At 62.3% G+C, this 25,465-nt stretch carries 17 protein-coding genes; 10 read left to right on the top strand and 7 right to left on the bottom strand.

What is annotated here, in order from left to right; translation table 11 throughout:
- Nucleotides 1-90: 90 nt before the first annotated feature.
- Nucleotides 91-759, top strand: a complete 669-nt coding sequence (locus AB0A65_RS23715) for a hypothetical protein (RefSeq protein ID WP_359954504.1) — start codon at nt 91-93, stop codon at nt 757-759.
- 349 nt (nt 760-1,108) lie between these two features.
- Here the strand turns inward: AB0A65_RS23715 and AB0A65_RS23720 are convergent, their stop codons facing one another.
- Nucleotides 1,109-2,059: a DUF4268 domain-containing protein gene (locus AB0A65_RS23720; RefSeq protein WP_359954506.1), complete on the bottom strand. Its 951-nt coding sequence runs from the start codon at nt 2,057-2,059 to the stop codon at nt 1,109-1,111.
- A 312-nt stretch (nt 2,060-2,371) separates the two neighbouring features.
- Here AB0A65_RS23720 and AB0A65_RS23725 point away from each other — a divergent pair, with 312 nt between their 5' ends.
- On the top strand, nt 2,372-4,237 hold the full coding sequence (locus AB0A65_RS23725; protein ID WP_359954508.1) for a DUF2075 domain-containing protein: 1,866 nt from the start codon (nt 2,372-2,374) through the stop codon (nt 4,235-4,237).
- Between the two features lie 140 nt (nt 4,238-4,377).
- Here AB0A65_RS23725 and AB0A65_RS23730 read toward each other — a convergent pair whose 3' ends face one another.
- Both AB0A65_RS23730 and AB0A65_RS23735 read right to left on the bottom strand, forming a co-directional pair.
- A complete protein-coding gene (locus AB0A65_RS23730) occupies nt 4,378-5,379 on the bottom strand; it encodes an SDR family oxidoreductase (RefSeq protein ID WP_359954509.1) in 1,002 nt (333 codons plus the stop codon).
- Between the two features lie 4 nt (nt 5,380-5,383).
- Nucleotides 5,384-6,781 carry a helix-turn-helix transcriptional regulator gene (locus AB0A65_RS23735; protein ID WP_359954511.1) on the bottom strand — a complete coding sequence of 466 codons (1,398 nt, stop codon included), beginning with the start codon at nt 6,779-6,781 and terminating at the stop codon, nt 5,384-5,386.
- Between the two features lie 144 nt (nt 6,782-6,925).
- On the opposite strand from AB0A65_RS23735, the gene AB0A65_RS23740 reads away from it, so the two are divergent.
- The 7 genes from AB0A65_RS23740 (at nt 6,926) to AB0A65_RS23770 (ending at nt 20,649) form a co-directional block, all read left to right on the top strand.
- The gene (locus tag AB0A65_RS23740; protein ID WP_359954513.1) at nt 6,926-7,315 is read left to right on the top strand and encodes a hypothetical protein; all 390 of its coding nucleotides are present in this window, start codon (nt 6,926-6,928) and stop codon (nt 7,313-7,315) included.
- A 277-nt stretch (nt 7,316-7,592) separates the two neighbouring features.
- Nucleotides 7,593-8,585: a Gfo/Idh/MocA family oxidoreductase gene (locus AB0A65_RS23745; RefSeq protein WP_359954515.1), complete on the top strand. Its 993-nt coding sequence runs from the start codon at nt 7,593-7,595 to the stop codon at nt 8,583-8,585.
- Nucleotides 8,582-9,853, top strand: coding sequence for a DegT/DnrJ/EryC1/StrS family aminotransferase (locus AB0A65_RS23750; protein WP_359954517.1), 1,272 nt, complete (start codon nt 8,582-8,584; stop codon nt 9,851-9,853). The genes AB0A65_RS23745 and AB0A65_RS23750 overlap by 4 nt, the downstream gene beginning before the upstream one ends.
- On the top strand, nt 9,846-10,286 hold the full coding sequence (locus AB0A65_RS23755) for an NUDIX domain-containing protein (protein WP_359954519.1): 441 nt from the start codon (nt 9,846-9,848) through the stop codon (nt 10,284-10,286). The genes AB0A65_RS23750 and AB0A65_RS23755 overlap by 8 nt, the downstream gene beginning before the upstream one ends.
- A gap of 573 nt (nt 10,287-10,859) precedes the next feature.
- Nucleotides 10,860-12,251, top strand: a complete 1,392-nt coding sequence (gene dcm, locus AB0A65_RS23760; RefSeq protein WP_359954521.1) for a DNA (cytosine-5-)-methyltransferase — start codon at nt 10,860-10,862, stop codon at nt 12,249-12,251.
- An 85-nt stretch (nt 12,252-12,336) separates the two neighbouring features.
- On the top strand, nt 12,337-15,294 hold the full coding sequence (locus AB0A65_RS23765; protein WP_359954523.1) for a hypothetical protein: 2,958 nt from the start codon (nt 12,337-12,339) through the stop codon (nt 15,292-15,294).
- A gap of 24 nt (nt 15,295-15,318) precedes the next feature.
- Nucleotides 15,319-20,649, top strand: a complete 5,331-nt coding sequence (locus AB0A65_RS23770) for a DEAD/DEAH box helicase (protein WP_359954525.1) — start codon at nt 15,319-15,321, stop codon at nt 20,647-20,649.
- Nucleotides 20,650-20,765: 116 nt separating this feature from the next.
- Here AB0A65_RS23770 and AB0A65_RS23775 read toward each other — a convergent pair whose 3' ends face one another.
- Nucleotides 20,766-21,914: a hypothetical protein gene (locus AB0A65_RS23775; protein WP_359954527.1), complete on the bottom strand. Its 1,149-nt coding sequence runs from the start codon at nt 21,912-21,914 to the stop codon at nt 20,766-20,768.
- On the bottom strand, nt 21,914-22,402 hold the full coding sequence (locus tag AB0A65_RS23780; protein ID WP_359954528.1) for a DUF4365 domain-containing protein: 489 nt from the start codon (nt 22,400-22,402) through the stop codon (nt 21,914-21,916). The genes AB0A65_RS23775 and AB0A65_RS23780 overlap by 1 nt, the downstream gene beginning before the upstream one ends.
- Nucleotides 22,403-23,124: 722 nt before the next feature.
- On the opposite strand from AB0A65_RS23780, the gene AB0A65_RS23785 reads away from it, so the two are divergent.
- Nucleotides 23,125-23,514 (top strand): HD domain-containing protein, encoded by a 390-nt coding sequence (locus AB0A65_RS23785; protein ID WP_359954530.1) that lies wholly within the window; start codon nt 23,125-23,127, stop codon nt 23,512-23,514.
- A gap of 60 nt (nt 23,515-23,574) precedes the next feature.
- Here AB0A65_RS23785 and AB0A65_RS23790 read toward each other — a convergent pair whose 3' ends face one another.
- Both AB0A65_RS23790 and AB0A65_RS23795 read right to left on the bottom strand, forming a co-directional pair.
- Nucleotides 23,575-23,961 (bottom strand): hypothetical protein, encoded by a 387-nt coding sequence (locus AB0A65_RS23790; protein ID WP_359954532.1) that lies wholly within the window; start codon nt 23,959-23,961, stop codon nt 23,575-23,577.
- A 149-nt stretch (nt 23,962-24,110) separates the two neighbouring features.
- A complete protein-coding gene (locus AB0A65_RS23795) occupies nt 24,111-25,460 on the bottom strand; it encodes a HEPN domain-containing protein (protein ID WP_359954533.1) in 1,350 nt (449 codons plus the stop codon).
- Nucleotides 25,461-25,465: the final 5 nt, after the last annotated feature.

Here is a 25,465-nt window from a genome sequence, read left to right on the forward strand (position 1 = left end):
ACGTTGCCCTGCTTAGAATATCGATGAAATGCCCGATTCGCGCATCGCGTCCGCTCCGGACGCCGCACCCCACCGAGATGAGACATCCTCATGAACATCCCGAACGGCCCCGACCTGCACGAGCGCTTGCAAGAAGCCATCGATATCGCCGAAGGCGATGTGAAAATCCCGGTCGAAGCGGCGACCGAAGCCTCCAGCTGGACGATCGACGCTTGGACGCTCGGCGACTACCTCTCCGACCATAAGCACGCCATCGTAGGCAAATGGATCAGCCAGGTCGAAACACTCGCGACGATCGGTTTCCATGCACGCGCGATCGCGTGGGCCGAGCTGGTCGCCTTGCGCGACGGTCGCGGGCATGCAGGATCGAAGATCACTGAAGCTCCGCTGCTGACGCTCGCCGAGCTCGAGAAGAAATTCCCCTTCGAAGGGATCGACGACGTCACCGAGGAGGAGCGCGAACCTGGCGAGGTCAACAGGCATCGCGTCGGCAGGTGTCACGATGTCCTTGAGGAGCAGTTGGCAATCCTTGGAGACCAGTGCGGTCATCTCACATGGGCCGCCAGTGTCGGCAATACAGATCAAGTCATCGAGGCGCTCGAAGCGATCGATCGAACCGCCTCGGCCATGGCACGCGCGTACGGGCTCTGGATGCGACACCTCAAACCGATCTGGGCACCCCCCACCGGAGCACCCGACGACATCGCTGCGGATTACGGTGATTGGACCGAGTTCGCGGCGTTCGCAAACGCGGAGTAGTTCCTCATCAGCGGTGCCTGGAACGGTGCCATCCAGCCGTAAGTCCATGTCGAGCCTGCCGGGCCCGGCCCATGCGGTCCGTCTTTGACCGCCTCCCCCCCCAGGTGTTCCAGCTGGTTGAGCATGGTTGAGGCCCCGCACCGCATTCCCATGAGATTGCGACCATTTGAGGCCGGAAACGACGAAAACCGGGCCGCTGCTTGCGACCCGGTTTTCGGATAATGCCGGTCTTGCAGAAATGATCGAGGCGTACGGGAACCTATACCCGCAGGTCAGGGCGGTGGCTGATAGCCTCACCCCTGGATGACTTGGTGATGTCGGCTGTTGTGAGCTGATCGTCGGACGGTATCTACGATTTCTTGACGCTCTCAACTGCTGCCCGAAGGCGCACTTGCGTGTCGATAAACCAGTCGATGAACTCGGGCCAGGCATCGGGGTCCTCGACCGAACCGGGTCGGTACGCGGCGATCCGGCTGGCCTTCCTTCCTTCAAGCGGCTCGAATTCGAGCGCTGTGCCAAATGAAGCCTCCAATTCTTCCCGACGCTGAAGAAAGAACTCGAAATCGCCCAACGGCTCGGTTCGTTCGGGAGAGTGGAAGTACAGCTCTGATCGCAGCGAATCCTTGGTGAAACACATGCCGAAAACAGCGCCACGTGGAGCATCGATCGAGAAGTTGATCCAGCTGGCCGAGCGCTGGCGTCCCTGCCTGCACCACTTGTGCCCGCGCTCAATGATCCCATCGGTCAATCGGCTCCAGAATTGGAGGTAGAGCGGACCTTTTCCTTCACCTCGCTGTTGAGCGGCGGCCGTCGATCGGACACGTTTTCCCCAGTTGTTAGGGGCAGCGACCACGTCGAACTGCAGTGCAGGGGCTGAGTTGCCAATACGCCAGACACGAAGAGCGACCCCGAAGAAACGGGTGTCCGAGTCGGTGCGTTCATTGAGCCAATCCAGTGCGCTGCGGTGTTCCTCCCGGAAGTGGCGTGCAATCCAAACGACGGCTGCCGCGTCGGTCCCGGCGGCGTAGGTCAGCAGCTGGCCGAGATGGTTGTGGTCGGTGTCGGCGAGCTGGTTCTCGATGATCACGCGGTCACCGGTTGCGAGGTCCGTGCCGATGAGGTCGAGCGAGAAGTCGCCGACCGGGTGCTCCGCTCGTTCAAGCTCCAGATCCATACCGAGGGCCTCGGCCAAGGTGTCGGCGTTGTTCAACAGCCACGGGGTGAAGTGGTGGGCCTCGTGCTGCCAGACTTCGCGAAGTTCGACTGCTTCGAGACGAGAGATGAGGGGATTGCTGTCCATGGGTTGTCCTGTCGAGGTTCTGGCCGGCGAGGCACGCGGAGCCGGGATAGGGACGGGCACTCTCTCAAGTGCAAGTCAATCTTCGCCCAACTTGGTCGGCGAGGCATCACCCATGGATCCCCTTTTGTCGCCCGTACCGGCAACGAAATCCACCTATCGGCGTCGACCATGTTGGGCAGCTTCCGGTTACGATGTCGCGGTACCTAAGTTGCGGCCCGCCGGGCTTCCGCCGAGAACGGACGGATATGCCCCCATACCGCACGAGTTTCTCGTGTGCCTGGGGGAAGTCCATTGGCGGTTCTGCGACGGTCCGTGAAGAGCCTGACTCCGGTCGACCCTGCGTTCCTGCCCGGTCCTCAGCTCAGCGTGGTAATCACAGACCAGTACCTTCGTCATTGCGGGGCGAAGCCCAACAAGGGCGAGATCAGATCCTGGGAGCGCAGCATTCCGATGCTGGTCCAAGACCTGGCAGACGTTGGCCTGGACGGTGTCGAACTCATGATTGAACACCGACTGCCGCTCACGGCGAAACGCGCCGATGTCGTCCTGGCGGGAATCGGGCACGGCGGTGAAGACCGCTACGTCATCGTGGAACTCAAACAGTGGAGCTCGGCGGAGCTGTTCGAAGACGATCCGAATCTAGTACTTGTCCCAGGGATGCGGGGTGGGCCGAAGCTGCACCCTGCATTGCAGGCGAACACCTACCGGGACTACCTGCTTGATTTCACAGAAGGCTTGCAACCCTCGCAGGTCGACAGTATCGCCTACCTCCACTACGCGCAGGACGGCGATGTGTTCGACCTCCTCGGTGATTCGGGAGCCGCCCCGACGCGGATGTTCACCGCCAGCCGAAGAGGCGAGCTCTTGAAGTATCTGGCGAGCGTGTTCGCGCCGCTTTCGGGTGCGGCTGCGGCGGACCGTCTCGAAGCGGCCCGCATCAGACCCACGAAGCAGTTGCTTCGGCACGCCGCGCCGGTGTTGAAGGGGCGCGACCACTTCGTTCTGCTCGACGAGCAGCGTCTCGCGTTCGAGCTGGTCCGCCATGCCGTGGAGAAGGCGCATCGTTCTGACCACAAGACCGTGGTGATCGTTACCGGAGGCCCAGGATCCGGCAAGAGCGTCATCGCTCTCTCCCTGCTCGCCGATATGGCAGCCCGGGACTATGCCGCGATGCACGCCACTGGATCCAAGTCCTTCACGGAGACGTTGCGTCGCTACGTGGCACGGGGATCGACCAGGACCAAGAATCTGTTCAAGTACTTCAACAGCTTCATGAAGGCGACCCCGAACGACCTTGATGTGCTCATCAGCGATGAAGCGCACCGAATCCGCGAGACCTCTGCGAACCGCTACACACGTGCCGAGGATCGCTCCGGTCGGGCGCAGTTGGACGAGTTGATCTCGGCTGCGCGTGTGCCGGTGTTCCTGCTTGATGAGCACCAGATCGTCCGCCCGGGTGAACTCGGGACTGTAGGCGACATCCGCGCCCATGCGATCGCGCGGGGCCTTGATGTCCATGAGGTCGAACTCGACGCACAGTACCGCTGTGGCGGATCACGCCTCTATGAGAACTGGGTACTAGGACTTCTCGAGCTGGGGGGCGAGCAGCCGGTTGTGTGGTCCGGCGACGAGAACTTCACCGTCGAAACGGTGGGAACCCCGCATGCACTGGAATCCCGGCTCTCTATGCACATTGAGGAGGGCTACTCCGCGCGCATGACCGCCGGCTATTGCTGGAAGTGGTCGAAACCGAAGACAGACGGCACGCTCGTACACGATGTGGAGATCGGTGACTGGTCCAGGCCGTGGAACGTCTACGGCGATCGCTCGGTGGGAACCGCACCTCCGTCCGTTCTCTGGGCCACGCATGAGGGTGGCTTCGGTCAGGTCGGCTGCGTCTACACCGCCCAAGGGTTCGAGTACGACTACAACGGCGTGATCATCGGGCCTGACCTCATCTATCGCGACGGCCGCCTGATCACCAACCGCGCCGCGAACCGCGACCCGGCAATCACCAAGAAGGTTGCTGACGCCGAGGCCGACCGACTTATCCGGAACACGTACAAGGTGCTGCTCACACGCGGGCTGCGGGGCACGATCTTGTACTCGTCCGACCCCGAGACCCAGGACTACCTTGCATCCCTGATGCGGACCGCGGCCGAGCCACGCAACGCATGAACTGGATTGTCACTTGAAAGCCAAGTGGCCTGAACAGCATGGTTTAAGTTGCACATACGCGAACAACGTGTCCGACGAGATCCCCGCGCACCGGCCTGACTCGGCACTGCTCGAACCCGAGCCCCGCAGGAACTGAGCGTTCACCGGTCGAGGATGCGTTGTTCCTTCTCAGGTGCGATGCCGATCTCGGCCGACCTGTCGTTTACTTCGAGGGCCGCATCGTGCATCCACTCCCAGGTGTCCCGAACGGTGTCGGCGATCGGCCGGGTCGCCAGGCCCGCGGCCCGCGCCTTCGCGGAGCTGACGTCCCAGGTCCCCGGCGAAGTCCGCCACAGCGGCAGCTCCGACCACTGCCGCACCCCGCACTCCAGCAGCACCTCATCAGGTGTCCAGACCAGCTCAGGAACGACACCGGTTGCCTTCGCGCAGGCGTCGAGGAAGTCCGCGAACGTCGCCTCACCCGAACCGGTCAGATTGAACGCCCCTTCGACGCCGTTCGCGACCGCATTGATCGCGAAGCCCGCGATGTCCCTGACGTCGATCGGCTGGATGCTCCGGGCAGGGTCGCCCGGGGTGAGGACACGTCCGCCGCGGGCGATGCGCTGCAACCACCAGGGGAGGCGACCGACGTACTCGTGTGGGCCGAGGACGACGCCGGCGCGCAGGAGCGTGCTGCTCGCGGTCCCGAACACTTCCAGGACCGCGGCCTCGCAGCCGGACTTCTGGTAGCCGTACTGCGTGGGGCCGTTCTCGGTATTGGTCCCGAACGTCTCGTCGGCATCGGGCGGGCATGGCAGGACCGGCGACTCCTCGGTCAGCGGCTGCACCGGCCATCCCTCGTAGACCGAGAGGGTCGAGACGAAGACGTACCGCTGCACCGACGGCTGCAGGACGCGTGCGACTTCGAGGACGTTCCGTGGCACGTAACCGGAGGAGTCCACCACCGCGTCCCATGTCCCCGACGCTGCCAGGCGCTCAAGGTCGGCGCGGTTCCCGCGGTCGCCTCGGACCGCCTCGACGCCGGGCAGATCGAGACCGGAGCGGCCTCGGTTGAACGTGGTCACGTCCCAGCCGCGTGCGAGCGCTTCGGCGACGATCGCCCGCCCGACGAACTGGCTTCCTCCGAGGACGAGCAGTCGCACGTCGTCACCCCTTCTGGTCGGCACCGGTGGAGCCATCGATCACCTCGATGACGGTGCGGACTCGATCATCCCGTTGATACCGCTGATGGGCAAGCATGCCCCTGACGCGGCGCAGCCGACCCGCGATCGAGGCGTTGCCGATCAGCGAGGACCTCAAGACCGACTCCAGCAGCGCGACCGCTTCACCGGCCCGGCCGGACAGCAGTTGCGCGGCGGCCAGGTCGATCCTGGCTCCGGCGACTTGGGAGACGCTCCGGTTCGAGAACGGCGTGGCGTCCATGGCTTCGAGCGCCCTCATTGCCCAGCGTTCGCTCTCGGCCCCGAGCCCGGAGTCGAGGCAGGCGGTCGCCAGGCACGCCGCCGCCCTGGCCTCGCCGAAAGCGAACTCGCCGCCGATCCGGCCGGCCAGCCGGTCTTCGGAGTTCGGGGTCCCCTCGGCCTCGATATCGCCGAGGAGCCTGCGCAGGGCGCTGACGTCGCCGAGCAGAGCGAACGAGCGGGCCATGATCGCCCGAACACGAAGCGCAGGTTCGCCCTTCGGAGCCAGCACCGACGCCTCCTCCAGAAAGACCAGCGCCGCATCGGGATCGGACCGCCAGTTCGCGGCCGATGCTTGAAGGCCCAGCACCCAGGCTTGGAGCGAGTCGTCCTCACCGAGCGAGGCGTAGGTGCGAGCCGCGATGCTGATCTGGTCGCAGGCGTCCCATTCCCCGAGGTCGAACGCAGACGAGGCCATGAGCCCATGCAGCTGCCCAGCGGATCGATGCGCGGCAGTGAGCTTCGAGGGACGCCGTGTCAGGTCGGCCAGGACCGCGACGCGAGCTGCCACCTGCTGCGCGGACTGCAGCGTCTCCACAGCGGGGCGATTGCTGCGGGCGAGTGCCTTGACGGCCTGTTCGACTTGCTGCAGCGCATCGTCGTCGACGTCCAGCTCGAAGAATTCGAGCCGCTGCTCCAAGGACTGCGCCACCTGGGCGGCGAGTCCGGTCAAGCCGACTGCCGCGACCAGCAGATCACGTCGATGCACACTGTCCTCCCTGACATCGTCAGAAACGCGAGACTCCAGCATGCCTCTGAGGAGGGGCGCTCCGCCTGTGTCAGAGGCCGTTTCAGCGAGGTTGTCCGATTGTTCGGCGCGCTTGTCCTTTTCCCGCTCCACGAGCGGAAGGGCTCGTTGGAAGAAACCCTCGGTGCGAAGCACCTGATCAAGGCGGCGGGCAGTGTCGGCCTGCAGCCCGCGGACCCCGAGTTCCAGTTTGCTGATGAGCGAGGAGTCGACCTTGGCGAAGTCGGCGAGTTCCGCCTGCTTCAAACCGGCCTGCAACCTGCGATGGCGCAGCTCGGCGCCGACCCACGCATCCACACTGCGACCGGGGTCCTGAGCTTTGAGTGGCTTCGGCACTTCGCCTCCGATCCGGTCCCAATCGGACCAGCAATTGGACGGGTTGGCTTGTCCGTTTCAAGTGCTTGAACACGTTGATGTCCTGCTCCAGGCTACACATGTGACAGCTTGTGCCGGAACCCCAACGGAACGGGACCGCTGTCGATGCAATGGCGGATCACCGAGGCGCGCACGCCGCTTCCCGATCCGCCTCCGCCGAACGAAACGGGAGTCGAGATGAACGGCGAGACCGGCCTTCACGACGGCATGGTGTCTGATGAGACTTCGACCGTCGAGCTGCAGATTCCGGACCGGATGACCTTCTGCAGGTTCTGGACCACCGACGATCACGTCAACGTCGAGATCTACGTCGACCCCCAGCTCGGTGACGGGTTCATCCTCCTGTTCTCCGAGGACGACCAGACGTCCGGTGAGATCTCAGACGCCAACAACCGCTTCGAAGTCGAGTGGTCAGGCGACCTCGGCCGCCCGACGACATGGCTCAACGTCCAGCGGGTCCGAGCAGCGCACGTCTACACGGAGCGTCGGCGATGACGGGCCACGGACTCGCCTTGGTACTCGGCAAGCGCCCCGAATGGGACGTCGAGCCTCCGGCCTCCGCACCACGCCGGCCTCTGGAGTGGTACCTCCAGCGCGCCCGCCGACGAGAAGCCGAACGAGTCTCCCGGGGCAACATCCCGATCCCCACAGACTGACCCGCCTCCCCAGGCGCCGCCGATCCGGCGGCGCCGCCCCCTGGGCCGCCGCGCATGGTGGGCGCGGCGGCCCACCCCACCAGCTCCGTCACTCGACCCCCGAGAGGACTGACCCGATGACACTCAGAGCCGCGGTCGTCGGCCTCGGCGCACAGGCCCGCGAAGACCACCTTCCCGGCCTGGCCGCCTCAGACGCCGTCGAACTCGTCGCGATCTGCGACGACAACCCCGACGTCATCCACGAACTGCAGTACGAACTGCACGTCAAGGGCTACACCGACTATCGCGAGATGTTCGCGTCAGAAGCCCTCGACCTGGTCGTCGTCTGCGTGCCGCATCATGTCGGCCGCGATGTCGTCGAATGCGCCGCCGAGCACGGCGTGAACGTGCTCAAGGAGAAGCCGTTCGCGACCAGTCTTGAAGAGGCGCGCGAACTCGCCACGATCTGCGACGCCGCGGGGATCAAGCTGATGGTCACCCTGCAGCGGCGCTTCAACCCGATCTACTCCAGCTTCATCCAACTCGCCGACCAGGTCGGTACGCCGATCGTCATCGACGCCCAGTACACGCTGCATATCGAGGACCCGTCCGAAGGCTGGCGAGGCCGCATCGCCCAAGCCGGCGGCGGCTGCGTCATCGACATGGGCTACCACCTCGTCGACATGATCCTCTGGTACTTCGGCCTCCCCGACCGGATCATCGCCGACACCTCGGCCTCCGCCCGGCCCGACCGCGCCTATGACGCCGAGGACACCGCCCTCGTCCACTTCGCGTACGACTCCGGCCTCTACGGCTCCGCGCTCCTGTCCCGCTTCATCGGTCCCAAATGCGAGCAGATCCGCCTCGTCGGCTCCAAAGGCATCGTCGCCCTCGAACGCGGCCGCATCCGCCGCCTCGACAACCACGGCAACGTCATCGAATCCCTCACCCGCGAGCAGTCCTGGCCGGCCGCGGCCACCGCCCAGATCGACCACTTCGCCCGCGTCATCAACGGCACCAGAACCAACCCGAGCGGCCCGGCCGAGCACCTCGCGCACCTGGCCTTCATCACCGCTTGCTACGAGTCCGTCCGCCGACGCATCGCCGTCAACCCGAAGGAGCTCCTGTGACCTCCCCGCTCGCCCTACTTGGCGGCGCGCCCGCCATCGATCGGCCCGGCCCGCACTTCACCTGGCCGCCGATCACCGACGCCACGCGCAAAGCCGTGGCCGACCAGCTCGACAGCGCCGTCTCGATCTACGACCGCTCCGGCGTCATCGCCGACCTCGAAGACGCCCTCGCCGAGTACTTCGGTGTCCGCCACGCACTCCTCACCAGCTCAGGAACTGCGGCGCTCTACTCGATGTACGCGGCCGCTGGGATCGGCCCCGGCATGGAGGTCATCGTCCCGGCCTACACGTTCTTCGCCACCGTCACGCCGCTCCTGCACCTCGGTGCGACACCGGTCCTCGCCGAGTGCGACGAGCGCGGCAACCTCGACCCGGCCGACGTCCTCACGCGGATCACCCACCGCACCAGAGCCATCGCCGTCACCCACATGTGGGGCATCCCCGCCGACATCATCGAACTGCGCCGGATCGCTGACCTCCACGGCCTGCGCCTTTTCGAAGACGGCTCCCACGCCCATGGCGCCACCGCCTCCGGCCGCAGGATCGGCTCGTTCGGCGACGCCGCGGCCTTCAGCATGAACGGTCCCAAGCCTCTCTCCGCAGGCGAAGGCGGCTTCCTCCTCATCGACGACCCCGAGATCTACCACCGCGCACTACTACACGGCCAGTACAACAAGCGCTGCCGCAACGAAATCCCCAAGACCGACGAGCTCTACCGCTATGCAGTCACCGGCATGGGCCTCAAACACCGCATCCACCCGCTAGCCGCCGCGATAGGCCTTGAACAACTCGGCAACCTCGACACCTACCTCGCCGGCCGCGACAAGACCGCGACCTACCTCCGCGACCGATTCAGCAACGTCCCCGGTATCGAACTGATCGCTCCCGCCGAGAGCGACCGGTCCTCCTGGTACGGCCTGATCCTCCGCTACCGCCCCGACCAGCTCAACGGGCTCACCCTCAACCGCTACTTCGAAGCTCTCCAGGCCGAAGGCGCCCTTGAAGCCGACCGTCCCGGCTCAACCTGCCCGCTGAACCTGCTCCCGCTCTTCCAAGAACCCGGCCCGCTGTTCCCGGCTCTCTCCCGCCGTTTCGCTTATGCTCCAGGACAGTTCCCCCGAGCCGAAGCGTTCCACGCGAACACCATCAAGCTCCCCGTCTGGCACCACGAAGACGACCAGCACACCGCCGACGCATACCTCGAAGCCTTCCGCAAAGTCAGCACCCACCACACCGACCTCATCGAGACAGGAGCCCAGCATGGATGACCAACTCATCGACAAACTCACCGCCCAAGCAGCCGAAGACGGCATCATCCAACTCGTCGTCGGCGCCGTCATCACCGACACCGAAGACCGAGTCCTCCTCCTCAAACGCCCCGCCGACGACTTCATGGGCGGCCTCTGGGAACTCCCCAGCGGCAAAGTCGACCCCGGCGAACGCCTCGACACCGCCCTCACCCGCGAAGTCAAAGAAGAAACCGGCCTTAACCTCACCGAGATCACCACCTACCTCGGCCACTTCGACTACACCAGCGGCAGCGGCAAACCCACCCGCCAATTCAACTTCGCCATTACTACCACCGCGATCGAACCACTCTCCCTTACTGAACACGACCAGCACCAGTGGGCGAATATCTTCGGCATCCTCCCGGTCTCGGATGCAGTGAAGAGAATGCTTGGCAGGGGCTATAGCCGCTGATCCGGGTGCCCAGACATCAAAGACGGACCATATGAATTCGGCCCGATTCGAATCTCCAATCGAGTACTTCGATTGGCCGGGAGCTGCGAGCGCATCAGCCGAACCTGTGCCACCTCGTTCGACACCGGCAGAGCAGCACGCACCCAGGATGTCGCAGCCAAGGTGCAGATCGAGTCACAGGTTGTCTTTGAGGAGGTGAGGCTTGTCGGCTAGGTCCCTGGCGCTGGACCGAGTGATCGCCGAATCCACCAAGCAGCTTGGTTACGCCCCTGCTGGTGGTTGTAATCGCTACACGGACCAGGCAAAACCGTTCGTAACCCCGCGTAATTTCGCCTGCAACGTCGACAATGAGGCCAGGAGGTCTTGTGTCGCATTCAGGCGGTGCTCTACACTTCTCGAAGACCTTAGATTTAGACTCGTTTCATTCTGCGCGTTTGCTTTTCGACAGGCAGAACCGGCACCCGGAGCGTTCCCGTCGGTACTCATCGCAGTACCAGCGGACCTCGGTGTCGCGTAGGACGGACGGGTTTACCTAAGCCACATCTAGCAACTTCGGACTTAAAAGGAGGTCGGATGGACCAGGCCAACGCAGACTTCCGCTTCGCCGACCTCTTCGCCGGCCTGGGCGGCTTTCACGTTGCGCTTAAGGACCTCAGGGGTGTGGGCGTCTTCGCGGCCGAATGGGACCCAACGCTCAACGCTCTCTACCAGGAAAACTTCGAGTTGGAAGCCTGGTCGGACCTGAACCACCTCAGCGATGCGGAGACGATCGCTCGCGAAATCCCAGACCATGACGTTCTCACCGCGGGGTTTCCGTGTCAGCCGTTCTCCAAAGCCGGTGAGCAGCTCGGTTTTGAGCACACGTTGCAGGGGCAGCTGTTTTTCAAAGTCCTCGATATTCTCAAGGAGAAGAAGCCGCGCCGCTTCATCCTTGAGAACGTGCCGAACATTCTCAAGCACAAGGGCGGTGAAACCCTCGATACCATCAAGAGGGAGGTCGAGAGCATTGGCTATGCAGTCAAAGTGCACAAATTTTCGCCCCATGAGTTCGGTATTCCGCAGATCCGGGAGCGCGCGTATTTTGTTGGATCTCTCGATGGTCTCGACCAATTCGAGTGGCCCGTCCCGACCCGCCGTGAGACCAATATCAAAACTGTGCTCGATCGCTCCGCGCAAGCAGGGCGAGCGATCAAGCCGCGAACGCTCCAGGCGATAGACATGTGGGACGACTTCCTGCGTCTGTCTGAAGTCGCCAAGGTCGAAAAACTGCCGTCATTCCCGATTTGGTCGATGGAATTTGGTGCAACGTATCCTTTCGACGACGATGCGACACCCCCTGCCCTCTGGAAAGCGCAAGGACCCCAGGCGCTGGATCACTATCTGGGTAGCTTCGGCTCCCCGCTCCGTGGACTACCAGAGGAATCGCAATACCAGCAGCTTCCGAGTCATTCCCGTCGCCGGGGCGACTTCAAGTTTCCATCCTGGAAGCAGGCGTTTATCCGTCAGAACCGCGATTTCTACCTTGCTAACGATGAGTGGATAGCGCCCTGGATGAAGCAGTGGCGTCCCTGGTCGTTTCCGTCGAGCCTGCAGAAGTTCGAATGGAACGTCCAGGGCGGAGTGCGGCAGATCGACGAGTACGTGCTGCAGGTTCGAGCGTCCGGGGTCCGAGTTAAACGTCCAACGACGGCGCCGAGCTTGATTGCGATGACCAGCACACAGGTCCCGATTCTCGGTCGGGAACTGGTTGGAGTGCGACGCTACATGACCCCTGCGGAATGCGCGGTCCTGCAGAGCCTTGGTTCCCTGAAGTTGCCCGACAGCGACGTTCATGCGTACAAGGCGCTGGGAAACGCGGTTAATGCGAGCGTCGTCAAGGCGATCGCTGAACCGTTGCTCCGCGGACTAAGCAGTTCGGTCGGGCTTCCGATCGGTGAAGGCATCGGGCGGAAGGCCAAGGACTAGCCCCGGCCAGCGAGCACGCAAGGAGACGCTATGACCGAGCCCCTCACTCCGGCGGCGCATCCACCGGTATTCGAACAGCCCAACCATGGAAACTAAATATGAGCGCCTGTGCGAATCAATCGCCGACATCATGTTCGGCTCTGCTCAGGCCGGACGTCCGGTATACGCGCTGCCTGATGCTGCGACGCTGCAGAAGGTTCTCGTGGAGTCGGAAGTCAAACGCCTCGACGTCGATGCCCTGGCGGAAGTCGTCAGGCCGACGCTACAGATCGAGAAATCCGGCATCATCCCATTTCGTCTACAGGCTGAGGCCGCTCACCGTCACAGGCGCCAGCCGCTTGAGACGCCGTTTGCTCTCCCTCTGCTCGTCCTGCTGTCCCTGGCAGCCGAGCAGATGCACGCTGATGGCAACCTCGCTTCGCACAACTATTACTCACGTCTTCATGGTCTCCTCCGCGTTCCGGATTTCCACCGCCAACGAGTCGAGCAGCACTACCGCCAGAATGCTGAACTGCTCTGGGACTCGCTCAACTCCTGGCTTGAGGCTTGGGAAGGCGAGCGCGGGATCCCGACCGCATACGCCGTCGGAGGGCACGCGTACGTCGGGCTTCCGATGTCGCAAGCGGTTGTTCGCCAACATGACCGCGGCGGCCTGCACGAGGTCTTCGCACTCGAAGGAATGACGCCGAGAATTCGCATTTCACCGGCCGATATGACGACCGCAATAGATCCCTACGCAGCAGCAACGGCGAGCCCGCTGAGTTCGCATTTGTTGGGTCTTTGGCGCGTGGCAGCCGCCCGCGAGCGGATCGTTGACGCTGCATGCCTGGAACTTGAGGTCTGGGACGGGTCCGGGGTTGAAACCATCGGATCCGATCGGCAGGTGGCCGCGACGCGTTTGCTTGCGTTCATGCGGACCTTCCCCCGCAGGTCGATTGCGTTCAATCTGATGCTCCCGCACCGCTCGGAAGGTCCAGGTATGGCACGGTTTCGTACTTGCGGTAGTGAGGTGACCGTACCCACCGTCGCGGGGCCAGGCGGCTCAACGCGGCTTTCCGCAGTGGAGGGCGTAAGTGCGGTATCGCTTGTGGGGGAGCGGCTTGATGGTGAATTCGGTGACAACAACAGCCGCCCGTTCGGCCGCCGTCCCAGACGTGTCGCCCCGCTGCGTTGGGACGACCTTCAGGGCGCGTTTGTTGAGGTTGAGCGTGTCTCGTTCGGAGAGGACAGCATCGTCGTGGCCCGCGAAGAGGCCCGGCGAAGTGTGGATGACTATCTTGCTGCTCATGCCCGGCCCGGCTGGGAAATCGTGGACCTGCCGGGAACTCCCGAGGGATGGTGCGTGTACCAGCATGTCCAAATTATCTCTGCGCCGACTGAGGCGCCCAATGATCTACTTCCACTCGCGCCGCGTGCTCGGACGAGCCTTACCCTGCGCGGCGGTTTCGCGCTCCCCGGTCTGCTACGCAAGTGGTCCGCATCGGACCCGCCGGAGATCGTGGCGTTCGCTGCAGGTGCGGGATCTGTGGAGGTCGCGGTTTATCAAGGCACGCGGATCGACCAAAGCCAGAGAGCTGTTCTGGCGTCGCAGGAGGGAGAGCTCCTGGTCCTGCCGCTAGCTGGCAAGGGGCTCTCTGATGGCGAGTATGTCGTCGCCATGTTCACCGACGGGGCGAGCCGGGCCGCTTCGACAGCGCTGCTCCGGTTGCGTTCTGCGGAAACACCGCAGTATCGAGTCGAAGACGTCGACATCCGCCTGGTCTACTCACCCGATACCGGACTGCGATGGCCGCTCACCGCCGGTCCGGCGAAGTGGCCCCGTTTCGTGAACGGCGCGCGAACCGTCGCACTTCCTGTTCCGGTTGAGCGGCTAGCCGTGCCGATGCGCGAATTTATGCCCCGGCAGCGAGGCGACTCAGCAGCCGCCTACGCCTCGGTCCGCGTAGGAGTCCCGATGCCGGACGAATCCTGTCTGGTGACGGGCAGCCACCGGTTCGAACTCCCGCCATTCGTTCCGGGTCTGCCGCTCACCAGGAGCATTGCAGGGGAATGCAAACTGTGTGGACTCGTCAAACGGTTCGCAGGTACACATTGGGCCGCGAGGAAGAAGGAGTCGGCGAGCAGGGAGGTGGTTGTCCCTGCGGAGGTTCCGCCGGTGGCCGACTCGACAGAGCCTCGTTTCGAGGCGGCGTTCGACGCTCTCTGCCATGTTGGCAAGGGGTCATTCGGAGCCTTCGAGCGTATTGCGGCGCAGGTCGAAGGTTCGGGACTGTACGCGGACCAGCTCCTGCGCCGGCTGGAGACAGTCGGACATGTAGATGTTGCGCGGGGCGACTACCTCCAAGTGCAGGAGTGGGCTGTGAACGCCTCGACGCTCCTTCCAATCGCGGAGTCGCAATGGGTCCTGGTTGGGAGCCGATCAGCCGGACTGCTTAATCGCCTTGCCGAGATGCTCGGTGCGGAGGGCAAGGTCGTCGCCGGTGTGGACGCGGGTCTCGTCCGTGTCGAGGTCGCCGGCGCGCTTCCTGGTCCAGCGCTCGCAGAATTGGGCATCGACGTGCTGGAGAGTTCACCGGCGGTGACCATCGCTGCCTCACTTCCCCGCCTCGGCGAGGTCGCTGTGTCACTGCACCGGACTGCCGTCCCCAAGTACCGCTCCGCCGAGTTCTGGGATACGGCTTCGGCATCGTGGCAGCCGACAGGGAACCTCGTACGCGTCGGTGCATACAGGCTCAAGGATTTCAGTTCGACTTATGCGGTCCGATCAGCGGAGGACGTCGAACGCGGCACCCTCGGGATCGGCAACGCCCAGATCGTCAAGCACATCGCAAACATGTGGGCCGGCGACCCACTCGTCGGCTACAACTCACGCAGCGGTTCGGTGGTCGCTCCACTCGACGCCGGCCTGCCCGGGCTCTACGGTCGAGTGCTGTCGCTCTGCTCGGGACGCGCGCCGAGAGAAATTCGCTCCCACTGGATGCTGCAGTATCAGTCCGTCCCGCGTGCGGTCGCCGACATCGTTTTCGACCGCGTGAGACAGTGAGGTGCCATGTCGTTTCCAACTCCGGTGAACATCGCCGCCGACCTCCAGGACGCGTTCCTCCGTTACATCGACACCGCATATGCACTGCGGCACAAGGAGCTCGCCGCAGAGCGACGACGTCTGCTGCTCGACGGTCAGGGGAACCTGTTCGCTCCCCTAATGCTCGAGCCGGTACTCGCTTACGACGGTGTTGCCTCGGCCGAAGAGTCTGCGCAGCGCGCAGGCGTCAACGCCCGCGATCTCGGCGATGTCATGAGAGCCGTTTTTGGGTTGAAGGGTGCATCGCTCGCGGGCGCAAAACTCCGCGGACATCAGGCCGCCGCGCTGGAGGTACACTTCGCCGCTGGCGCCGCGCATAACCCGGTGGTGACCTCGGGCACTGGGTCAGGGAAGACCGAGTCGTTCCTCATTCCGCTGCTGACACGTATCGCTACCGAGAAGCGGTCGGAGACAGCGCTTCCTCCGATTCACGAGTGGTGGGACCTGCAGCGCCAATCCCAGCAGTGGCAGCCTGCGCGAAGCCCGGGACCGGCTCCGGCAGCGGTGCGCTCGGTGATCATGTACCCAACGAACGCTCTGGTCGAAGACCAAGTTGCGCGCCTGCGCCGCGCGGTGCGTGCGCTGCGCGAGCAGGAGACGCCGATCGATCTCTGGTTCGGCCGCTATACCGGCGCCACCCCCGGCTCAGGGGCCCCTCCGACTGGGCGAGTCTCAGCGCAACGCACGTCCGATGTCGCCCGCAACATGCGGGACCTGGCGAGGCTGAACTCGCGCCTGGCCGGACTCGGCAACGCCGACCTCATGAGCCAGTTCCAGGATCCCGGTGCTGGCGAACTCATCACCCGCTGGGACATGATCACGACGCCGCCAGACGTCCTCGTAACGAACTACTCAATGCTCAACGTGATGCTCATGCGCGACATCGAGGAGCCGGTCTTCGAGTCCACACGGCGTTGGCTCCAGCTCTCCGCAGACCATGTGTTCACCCTTGTCGTCGACGAACTGCACCTCTACCGAGGGAGCACTGGAGCCGAGGTCGGCATGGTCGTGCGGAACCTCGCCTCACGGCTCGGCCTGGAATCGTCGTCCGACCAGTTTCGCATCATTGCGACCAGCGCATCACTGCCTGGGGACGACTCCGGCCTCGAGTACCTTGAGCGCTTCTTCGGCGTCGACCGCGCCTCCTTCGTGATCGAGTCGGGGCAGCCCCGGACTCCGATCCCAGGCGGAAGGCCGAGGGCAGACGAAGTGCTGCGGGTCGGACCGGCGGACCTGGCCCCAGCTGCCGAACGGGAACGCTGGGCAGAGACGGTTGCGGCGGCGTGCACGGACCCGCAAGATTCGAGGTTGAAGGCCACGCGGGTCGACTTGGTCGCCGCCCGCCTGTTCGGCGATGACCCCATGCGTGACGAGGCGCTTGCTGTGATGCTCGAAGGCCTCGCTGCAGTCCCTGATCCGGTCCTGCAGTTCCGAGGGCATGTGATGATGCGCGGCATGCGAGGGATGTGGGCTTGTTCCGATCCCTCTTGCGCTGGCGGTGCCCATTCGGAGCCGCGTCGCATTGGCCGGATGTACGACACCCCGCGGTCGACCTGCGCCGACTGCGGGGCGCGGGTTCTAGAGCTCCTCTACTGTTTCGAATGTGGCGACGTAAGCCTCGGCGGCTACCTCGTCGACCGACCGGGCCTGGGTGAAGTGGTGCTCTCGACCACTCCAGTGGCACCGGGCGACAACTCGGGCGACTTCGTTTTCCGGCGCAATGACAACGAGTACCGGTGGCTCTGGCTCGGCTCGCCGGTGCCCGACGCGCCGATCAGACACCGACTGCCCGCAGACTTGGACGAGAGCCGCAGGGAAGTAGTGACCAATTTCGGCGCCGCGACTTGGAACCCGAAGCTCGGTTTCCTGACTCTCGGTGGGTCCAGCGACGGCACCCCCGCGGTCATCCTGAGCCACAACGCCGGAGAGGACAGCGGACTTACGCTGCCGGCACTGCCCGAGTCCTGTCCGCGATGCGGAGGGAGCCAGAGCAACCACGACGCTACGGTCTACTTCTCCGGCAGTGTGCGGTCGCCGATCCGAGCCCACACCTCTGGCCGGTCCCAGCTGAACCAGATGGCTGTGTCACAGCTGTTCCGCAGCCTTGGCTCCGAAGCGGCTGAGTCGAAAACGATTGTCTTCACGGACAGCCGCGACGATTCGGCCCGGATCGCGGCGGGCATCGCGCTGAACAACTTCCGGGACCAGGTGCGACAGGTCGTGCGCCAGCTACTCCACAGCCGCGAGAACCCGGTCCCGACGTTGCGCGCGCTGCTTCGAGGAGAACTCGGCGGCGCCGACCGCGACAAGGCCGAACAGCTTCGCTCGACCCGGAAAGAACTCTACGACAAGCTGCGGCTCGATCATGTCGGCGCAGCAGACCCTGCCGACCTTTCGACGATCGCAGCGGCAGAACGCGAAGCCGAGTCGCTGCCCTGGGCGACATTGATCCACGAGGCCGAACGAGTGATGATCGAGGCTGGCGTGAATCCCGCCGGGTCCGGCCCATCCGTGGAGCACAGCGAAGGCGACGCACCCTGGTACCGCGCTTACGATCCCCCAGCCCCGAACGCCTGGGAGCCGCTTGCGGATGCAGTCGCACGTCCGATCAGACACGACCGACGCCGTCTGATTGCAACGGCGGTAGCCGAAGCCGTTTTTGACCGCGCCTCTCGCGACCTGGAATCCACCCGACTCGGCGTTGTCCATGCTAGACCGCCTGCCCCGGACGACTGGGGGTTCTCCGCGAATACTGCCGCTGAGGTCTTGGCAAGCGTGATTCGTCTACTAGGAATCGCGAAGCGATTCGAGGGCGGGTACGTGGCCCGGTCCAATGCGGCACCGAAGGCCATTGGTACCTATCTTAAGCGGGTCGCCGCGAGGCACCGGATCGACTGGAAGCAGCTAACGGTAAACGTCGGCGAGTTCCTCAGGTCGAACGGACTGACCGACGGCGTGTGGACGCTTAGGACGCAGACCGGTCAAGATTCGCTCGAGTTGCGCATGCCCAGCGATAAGGCATGGATCTGTGGAAACTGCGGCTCAGTCCACTTGCACCCGTCGGGTGGCGTCTGCACGAACGAGGAATGTCTCAATGGTGTTCTCGGCGAGGAGGATCGCGCAGAGACGCCTGACTACTATGGCTGGCTGGCCTCGCAGCCACTTCGCCGGATGCGGATCGCCGAGCTGACGGGCCAGACCGGGCTCGCGGGCCAGCGAACCCGCCAGCGGCTCTTCAAAGGCGCTGTCCTCCCTTATCCGGAGGAGAGCGAACTGGCTGACCAGCTCGACCTCCTCTCGGTAACTACCACGATGGAAGTCGGCGTCGACATCGGCTCTCTTCGGGCGGTGGCAATGGCGAACATGCCGCCGCAGCGCTTTAACTACCAGCAACGCGTGGGCCGCGCCGGGAGATCCGGCCAACCGTTCTCGTTCGCTGTTACCGTGTCACGAGATCGAGCGCACGACGACTACTATTTCCAGGCCCCCGAGAAGATGACTGCGGCAGACCCGCCACCCCCATTCATCGACTTGTCCCGCCCCCGGATCGTGCGCCGGGTCATTGCCGCGGAACTGCTGCGGCGCGCATTCCTCGCCTCGCCGAACCCGCCACGGCGCACCGGCGAAAGTATCCATGGCACGTTCGGGATTGCGGACGACTGGCCTCAGCGGCGCGCGGGCGTCGAGGAGTGGCTCCACACGTCAGCTGAGGTTCCTGCTGTCTGCAAGCGGTTCAGCGCGTTCACTGCCCTGGATGCGGACGGATTGGAGGTGTGGGCGCGCGAGGACTTGACAGGCGAGATTGACGATGCCGTTGGTAACCCGTACTTCGGCCACTCGGAACTCAGCGAACTTCTTGCCAACGCTGGTGTGCTCCCGATGTTCGGCTTCCCGACTCGTGTGCGTCCGCTCTACTCTAAGCCGGTTCGCAGCACTGACGATACGGAGTCCAGCACTGTCGCCGACCGCGACCTCCGCATGTCGATCACGGCGTTCGCGCCGGGAGCGGTGGTAGTTAAGGATGGCGCCGAGCACCTCGCTATCGGGTTCGCTGCATACGACTTCGTCGGTGCAGCCGCTGAGGCCAAAGATCCTCTCGGTACACCCCTGCCGGTCCGCCGCTGCGGGCAGTGCGGGAGCCTCGACGCGCGGCCGGCTGGACAGTTGTCCCAATGCTCGGTCTGCCGCGCCGACATGAGTGCGTTCTCGCTCTACCAGCCGGAGGGCTACCGAACGATCTACAGCCAGCCCGACTACGACGACGCCCACATCACCCCTATGTATGCGGGGTACTCCGAACTCTCCGCCAATACCGAACTAGGGCGAGAGACCAGACTGCATGGCGCTTCACTGCGCCTTATGGAGCAGGCCGAAGTCGTCACAGTGAACGACAACAATCGGAAGCTGTTCGATTTGACCAGGCAGCCCGACGGGTCCGTCATCGCTAGGAACCAGGGCCTGTACCGGCGCCCGCTGCCGCCATTCTTGAGGACCGGCGGTCAGCCGCTCGGCTCGGCCGCAATCGGGGAAGTGCGTCGAACTGACGTCCTGTTGCTCGAACTCGATGCACTTCAGCTCCCCGAAGGGGCCATCGCAACTCTGCCGTGGGCCTGTCCTGCAGGAAAGGGGGCACTGCTGTCATTCGCCGAGCTGCTCAGGAACGCCGCGAAGGAGTACCTCGACATCGAGCAGTCGGAACTTGAGGTGGGTATTCAGCCTACGCTCTGCGGCGACACTGTGTCGGCGCGCGTGTTTCTCGCGGATGCCCTCGACAACGGAGCCGGCTACGCCTTGGAGATTGGTGAGTCGGCGACGTTCGAGATGCTCCTCAAATCTATCCGGGATGAAACCGGACGAAGGCTTCGCAATGCTCCGCATGGCCAGGCATGCACGTCGTCATGTCCTGGTTGCCTTCGCAACTATGAGAACCGGTTCAATCACTGGGCCCTAGACTGGCGACTCGGCCTCGACGTCGTCGACCTCATACTCGGGCACACCCTCGATCCATCACGCTGGGCCGATCGCACCGCAGCGCTGATGCAGAGCTTTGCGGAGGGCTACGGGCCGCACTTCCAGATTGAGCAGGAGACCATCGCAGGCCTGCCTGTGCTCGTCGCACGCGAGGATCCTGGTTCGGCCGTCGTGGTCGGGCACCCTCTATGGCGCCATGAAGAGCCGCACTGGAATGCCGCAGTTCGAGGTGCTGCTGCGGCCCTCCGCGATCGCGGGCTGGCCCATGTGGCCGTCTCAGACACCTTCGTCCTCGATCGCACGCCGATCAAGGTCTTCAACATGCTGCTCGACGGGGAGGGGTAGGCCGCGGCATCAGGTTGGAGAGGCCGAAGGCGGCGGGCCCGGTGCCTCAGAGGGTCCAAGCGACCAATGCTTGTCAAACCGCCTGTACTGCGCTGCTAGCTTGCTGGCGATGAAGCTTATAAACTCAGCAACCGAAATCGGCTTGAGTCCGAGTACATCCGGTATCCGCCACGCTCCGCGGTGACTCGGCCCTCGACTTGCACCCTCAGCCCATTCCGATGCGCATCAATTGCACGTCCGTAGTCCTGCTCCGATACGAACACCCAGAGTGTCATATCCTCTCGCTCCCCTTCGCGATCCGCGATGCCTTTAACTTGAATCCGACGCCGGAAGAGTTGGTCCTCGGTGTGCAATCCGATGACCTTTCCTTCGACCAGTGCTGGGCCGGAACGAGCAAGTTGCTCAAGTCGCTTGCCAAAACTATGCAGGCAATCAGCCATAAGCTCGGTGAATGGAACCGAAGAGCTCGATGGGGCATTGTCATGCCCGAACCCCCAGTCAAAGCTGATCTCGAACGGGTAATCCCTGCTTTCTCCACCCAATTCGGCGATGGCCAAACAGAGATTTGATGAAACTCCCAGGTCGGACGGGTTGCTGATGATTACACCTTCCGCAAGCTTCTCTGCAACATCATGCGCCTTGGTGACCATTGACTGCAGATTTACCGCAATCTCATGGTCAGAGGGAACTTCCACCACTTCATCTAGTACCGGTATGGGTGATCCAGTATTATCGGCATATTCTTTGATGCGTTCCCGTGCTGAATTGCGTTCACCAATACTGGTTGAGAAAATGTAACTACCAGGCAGAGTAAGGTTGAGCTGCACTCGGTCAAGAAAATCTTGGACGGCGTTCACTGGCTTATTCTTGTGGTACAGACGGGGTCCTTCGATTGCGTTCCGGCCCGCGTCACGAAGAACTCGGTAGATCGCCTCAACTGCCTTACGGCCATGCGACAGCGGGATCGTTCCCGACGGAGTGTGCGGTTGCAAGCGGAAGCGCTGGACATCGACGCGAGGCCGGGCAAGATCGGCGAGCAGTCGATCTGGAGAGCGCTCCTCCGTTGCAGCAAGTTCCGCCAGCGCCTGGTGAAGTAGTCGGCGGCCCGACGAACTATAGGGTTCATCCGGCAGCATGAGTTGATCGGACTCCGGGCCTTGCTCCCAGACAGTGGTTCCACGCCAGGTGGCCACTGGCTGCCAACGCCTGGAAGTGAGATACGAGATAAGAACATTCGGTTCTACTTGCAGGTTGCTCTCGTCCATCAGACCCCTCCCCTCATCTGACCTGGCACCGTTGGCGTGAACCCCTGGCACGCCTTGTTGTAGAGCTCGATCAAGCTTTCAACGGTGAGAACCTGCTCGCAGGGTACCGAGATGGTACGACTTCGTTTGTGTGGAACTCCGTCGTCCATGCCCTCAAGTGAGTGCCAGTAGGTCTTTGCCTTGAATGATGTGCCAGGCATACCGGACGGCATGTATTCGTGCTGGATTTTCGGAACCCTCACCAAGAACAAGTACGCTGGCGGACCCTGGCTGTCAGTCCTTGACAAGTCTTGGAATGCTTGCTCGTCAAGCTCATACCGCCAGTCATCTCCGGCCAGTTTCATGGTTCTGGAACTCTTGACCTGCACGTCCAAGACCGGCCCTCGCCGAAGTCTCCCGCTGAGGCGCCTGATCGAGAAGTCGATGCCGTTATCTGGTTCCCATGGCGCGAGAGTGAAGCCGGCGGCGGCGCAGATCGCCCGCACCACGGACTCACCAAAATGCCCTTGATGCCGTTCTTGGTCAACACCCTCGAAGAGTTCTGCGCCCAGTGATACGGGCGACTTGTCCTGTGGCAGCGTCGGAGCCTCCAGAAGTGCAGGCCCCTCGGGGGTTTGGGACCGAATCAACAAATGATAGCCGCTTGAGGTTCGACCACGAGGTCCCATGTCCAGCAGGCCGTCACCTAGAGATTGTTCTCAGAGCTGCGCGGTTCCTTCTCCAGATCCTCGGCCAAGCCCCGGTTATTGGCACTCTGGCTGAGCATGATATTTGCGGCTCCGGAAGACGGATTTGCGCTGCTCGCAATGAGGAAGCGGTACCCGATAACCAGAATTTTGGTGGCCTTCGTCGTGTCTAGCACCCGAAGACGCAAACCGGATGGCTGCAGGATTCATCGAGGGGCTGTCCGTTGTATCAGGTTTCGTATGGATCGACAGGTCGGATCGCAGGGTTTTGAGCAGCGGAAACTTATTCCTTTCGGCGTCTCCATCTGGCGGCCCCGTTTTTTGGGGATGGTTAGAACTGACTGCATCATTGCGCTCGATGCAGGATTGCTTCGGATTCTTGGTGCCTGCGGCGTCGGCGCTTGTTGGGGTGCTCTTCAAGCCTGGGCGAGCTGCCACACTGCAGATTCGGCCGCCCCTCGTGGAGGAGGTCGGCGACCGGTGTCGGGCCTCGCTTGTAATGATGACGCTGAGCACCACTTGCGTTGAAGCGTGCTCGCCGCTCAGGCTGGTGGATCGCCGGCATCAAGGACCCGGAAAGCATTGCCGAGCACTCCTGGCGAGCAGCTCTGACCGGCAAGGTGCTTGCCAGCCTCGAAGGGGCGGATCCTGCGCGTACCGCCAAGCTGTGCATCCTTCACGACACCCCGGCCACCACTACCTGGACGCGACTGATTCTAAGACGATCGTGGCCGGCCAGACCGCGGAGTGCTCTGACTGCGTCGCGGGCACCATCCGCTGCCATCGCTGAGTTCGAGGCGGGAGAGATGCCTGAGGCGAGAGGACTGGGGGCAACATGGGTAGAGCACGGCGATAGAGCAGCGATCAACGCAGCTGCTCCAGTTGCTGTATGGTGCGGATCTGCCTCGATGTGAAATGTACTCACGAGTGATCGATGAGGTAAAAGGCGGATCCCGTCATTGCCCTAGCATTCTCTATAAAGGGGTTCCATGAATGGGCTTTCCCTTCTTATCACGCTCGACGATTTGCAGCGCTTGGATAATCGCCGCAAAACCGGCAAACGCTAGAAGCATCGACAGTGCTGCGAGCACCTGCCAAAAACCTCCGCGAACCATAAGCCAAACGGTGATATAGCCGAAAACCAGAGCAAAGAACATTCCGGATAGTGCCCGCATTGGATCGCGCCGCCCTACGGTTTCGAGGCGATCAATCTTGGCGATATGGCTGGCGATCAAGTTCAGTGCTGATTTGTATGCTTGTGATTCTTCCGGGAGGCTTTGGAGTACCTCGGTGTAGCCCTTGAGTTTCTTGAGCTCGTGGTCGCGGTTCATTAGTCCGAAGATCGCGACGGCCACGGTCATTACCGGAGGGATGAGCTGGGTAAGTAGGGAGCCTATGTCCACGCTTACTTAACGAAACCAGCGCGTAGTTGGTTGCGGCTTGGGCCTAGTAAAGTTGAAGCATGATCGGTTTTTGCGATATATTGCCTTCGGGCAACCTGTATGCATATCTATGGTGAATCGAAGTGCTTGACGGCCTGTGCTATCTGATCTATTCGCGCTGCTTTATGGATAGTTTTACTGCTGACGCCCAGTCGTCCGGCAATCCAGAATCTGAATATCAGTACTGACCTCCAGAAGTTTTCTCGAAGATCTTTGGGCATAGGGGCTGTACGGTTTGCATGCTTGACTGAATTATAGAGTTTTGTGGTGTCTCTTATCCATCTGGTTCCATCGGTGGGCGGTTGAGTCTTGATGTCATTCCAGATATTCTGAAGTCGATTTTCGAACGTTTGATCCCCGGCCTTCTTCTTGGAGACCCCTTTCTCAATAGCGATCAGATACCCAAGCGCTTCTAGCCCGATGCCGATTTGGGCGAACGCGCTGTTGATGGTGCCGTTTTCTAGATCAAGAAGACTAATGATCGGGTCGATTCCTCGTGCCATGGAATCGTGTAGTTTGATCCAGGTCGAAATCCCGCTTTTAGAAAGATCTGAATAAGAAAACAGAAAATTGACAGAACCTTCTGAGGGATTCTCCGCGACTTTAGTCCGAAAAGTATGGACTTCGTACCAGACGCGTCCGTGACCTGCCCCGTCAAGTGTGCGAAGGGGATCATCTTCGCGAGTGGCTTTGTGTGAAAGAAAGTTCAACTGTCTCCACGACGAAAGCCTAAGGAGATCGCGCATCTTAATATGCAGGTTCAAGTGCTCATCCCAGGAACGCGACCTCTTGACCAACGACTCGACGTACATTCGCTCATTTATAACTGTTTCGTCGGGCCGTGGGCCACGATCGTACTGAAATGACGGAACAACCTTGAGGTTGAGGTTTCTATGGACTCGCACTTCTTCGGGGGACTCAAGCTTCATTTCTACAGTTCTTAGCCTGCCGTCTGCGTCGGAAGTATGTTTGATGCTGAGGCTGCTAAGGTTCATCCAAGTTCCAAGACCTTCAATCTCTGATCGGAACCCGTTAATCGAGGAATAGTTCTCGGCTGAGGTGGCTCCTAGAATTGCGTAGTCGACACCAATGATGCCAGTTCCAATCCGAGAGATTGGGTTCCTTTTGGATCCCCGGCTATGACAACCTGACAATACGATGCGCCCGTTGGAGTCTTGGAAGTCGATTTGCTGTGGTGGATTGTACTTGAATTTTGTTTTTTCTGGATCATCGCCCCATTGAATTCCATCGCCAAACCATCGCTCATATTCGGGGCGACTTGAGTGATTCCACGGGACACGGACTATGATTCCATCCTCTGTCAAACTCAAATCTGCTACCATATTCGAGTCTGGAATGCCGTCCCCGGAAAGAAAACCGATGCGCGATCGATTTGGATCAAGAGTATTGGCCATCATTGCTC

Origin of the sequence: Glycomyces sp. NPDC047010, from assembly GCF_040644205.1 — a bacterium.
GTDB lineage: Bacteria > Actinomycetota > Actinomycetes > Mycobacteriales > Micromonosporaceae > Glycomyces.

Coding starts and splice junctions, on each gene's coding strand:
- AB0A65_RS23715 (WP_359954504.1), top strand. CDS start 91: ATGAACATCCCGAACGGCCCCGACCTGCACGAGCGCTTGCAAGAAGCC.
- AB0A65_RS23720 (WP_359954506.1), bottom strand. CDS start 2,059: ATGGACAGCAATCCCCTCATCTCTCGTCTCGAAGCAGTCGAACTTCGC.
- AB0A65_RS23740 (WP_359954513.1), top strand. CDS start 6,926: ATGCAATGGCGGATCACCGAGGCGCGCACGCCGCTTCCCGATCCGCCT.
- AB0A65_RS23745 (WP_359954515.1), top strand. CDS start 7,593: ATGACACTCAGAGCCGCGGTCGTCGGCCTCGGCGCACAGGCCCGCGAA.
- AB0A65_RS23755 (WP_359954519.1), top strand. CDS start 9,846: ATGGATGACCAACTCATCGACAAACTCACCGCCCAAGCAGCCGAAGAC.
- dcm (WP_359954521.1), top strand. CDS start 10,860: ATGGACCAGGCCAACGCAGACTTCCGCTTCGCCGACCTCTTCGCCGGC.
- AB0A65_RS23765 (WP_359954523.1), top strand. CDS start 12,337: ATGGAAACTAAATATGAGCGCCTGTGCGAATCAATCGCCGACATCATG.
- AB0A65_RS23775 (WP_359954527.1), bottom strand. CDS start 21,914: ATGGACGAGAGCAACCTGCAAGTAGAACCGAATGTTCTTATCTCGTAT.
- AB0A65_RS23790 (WP_359954532.1), bottom strand. CDS start 23,961: ATGACCGTGGCCGTCGCGATCTTCGGACTAATGAACCGCGACCACGAG.
- AB0A65_RS23795 (WP_359954533.1), bottom strand. CDS start 25,460: ATGATGGCCAATACTCTTGATCCAAATCGATCGCGCATCGGTTTTCTT.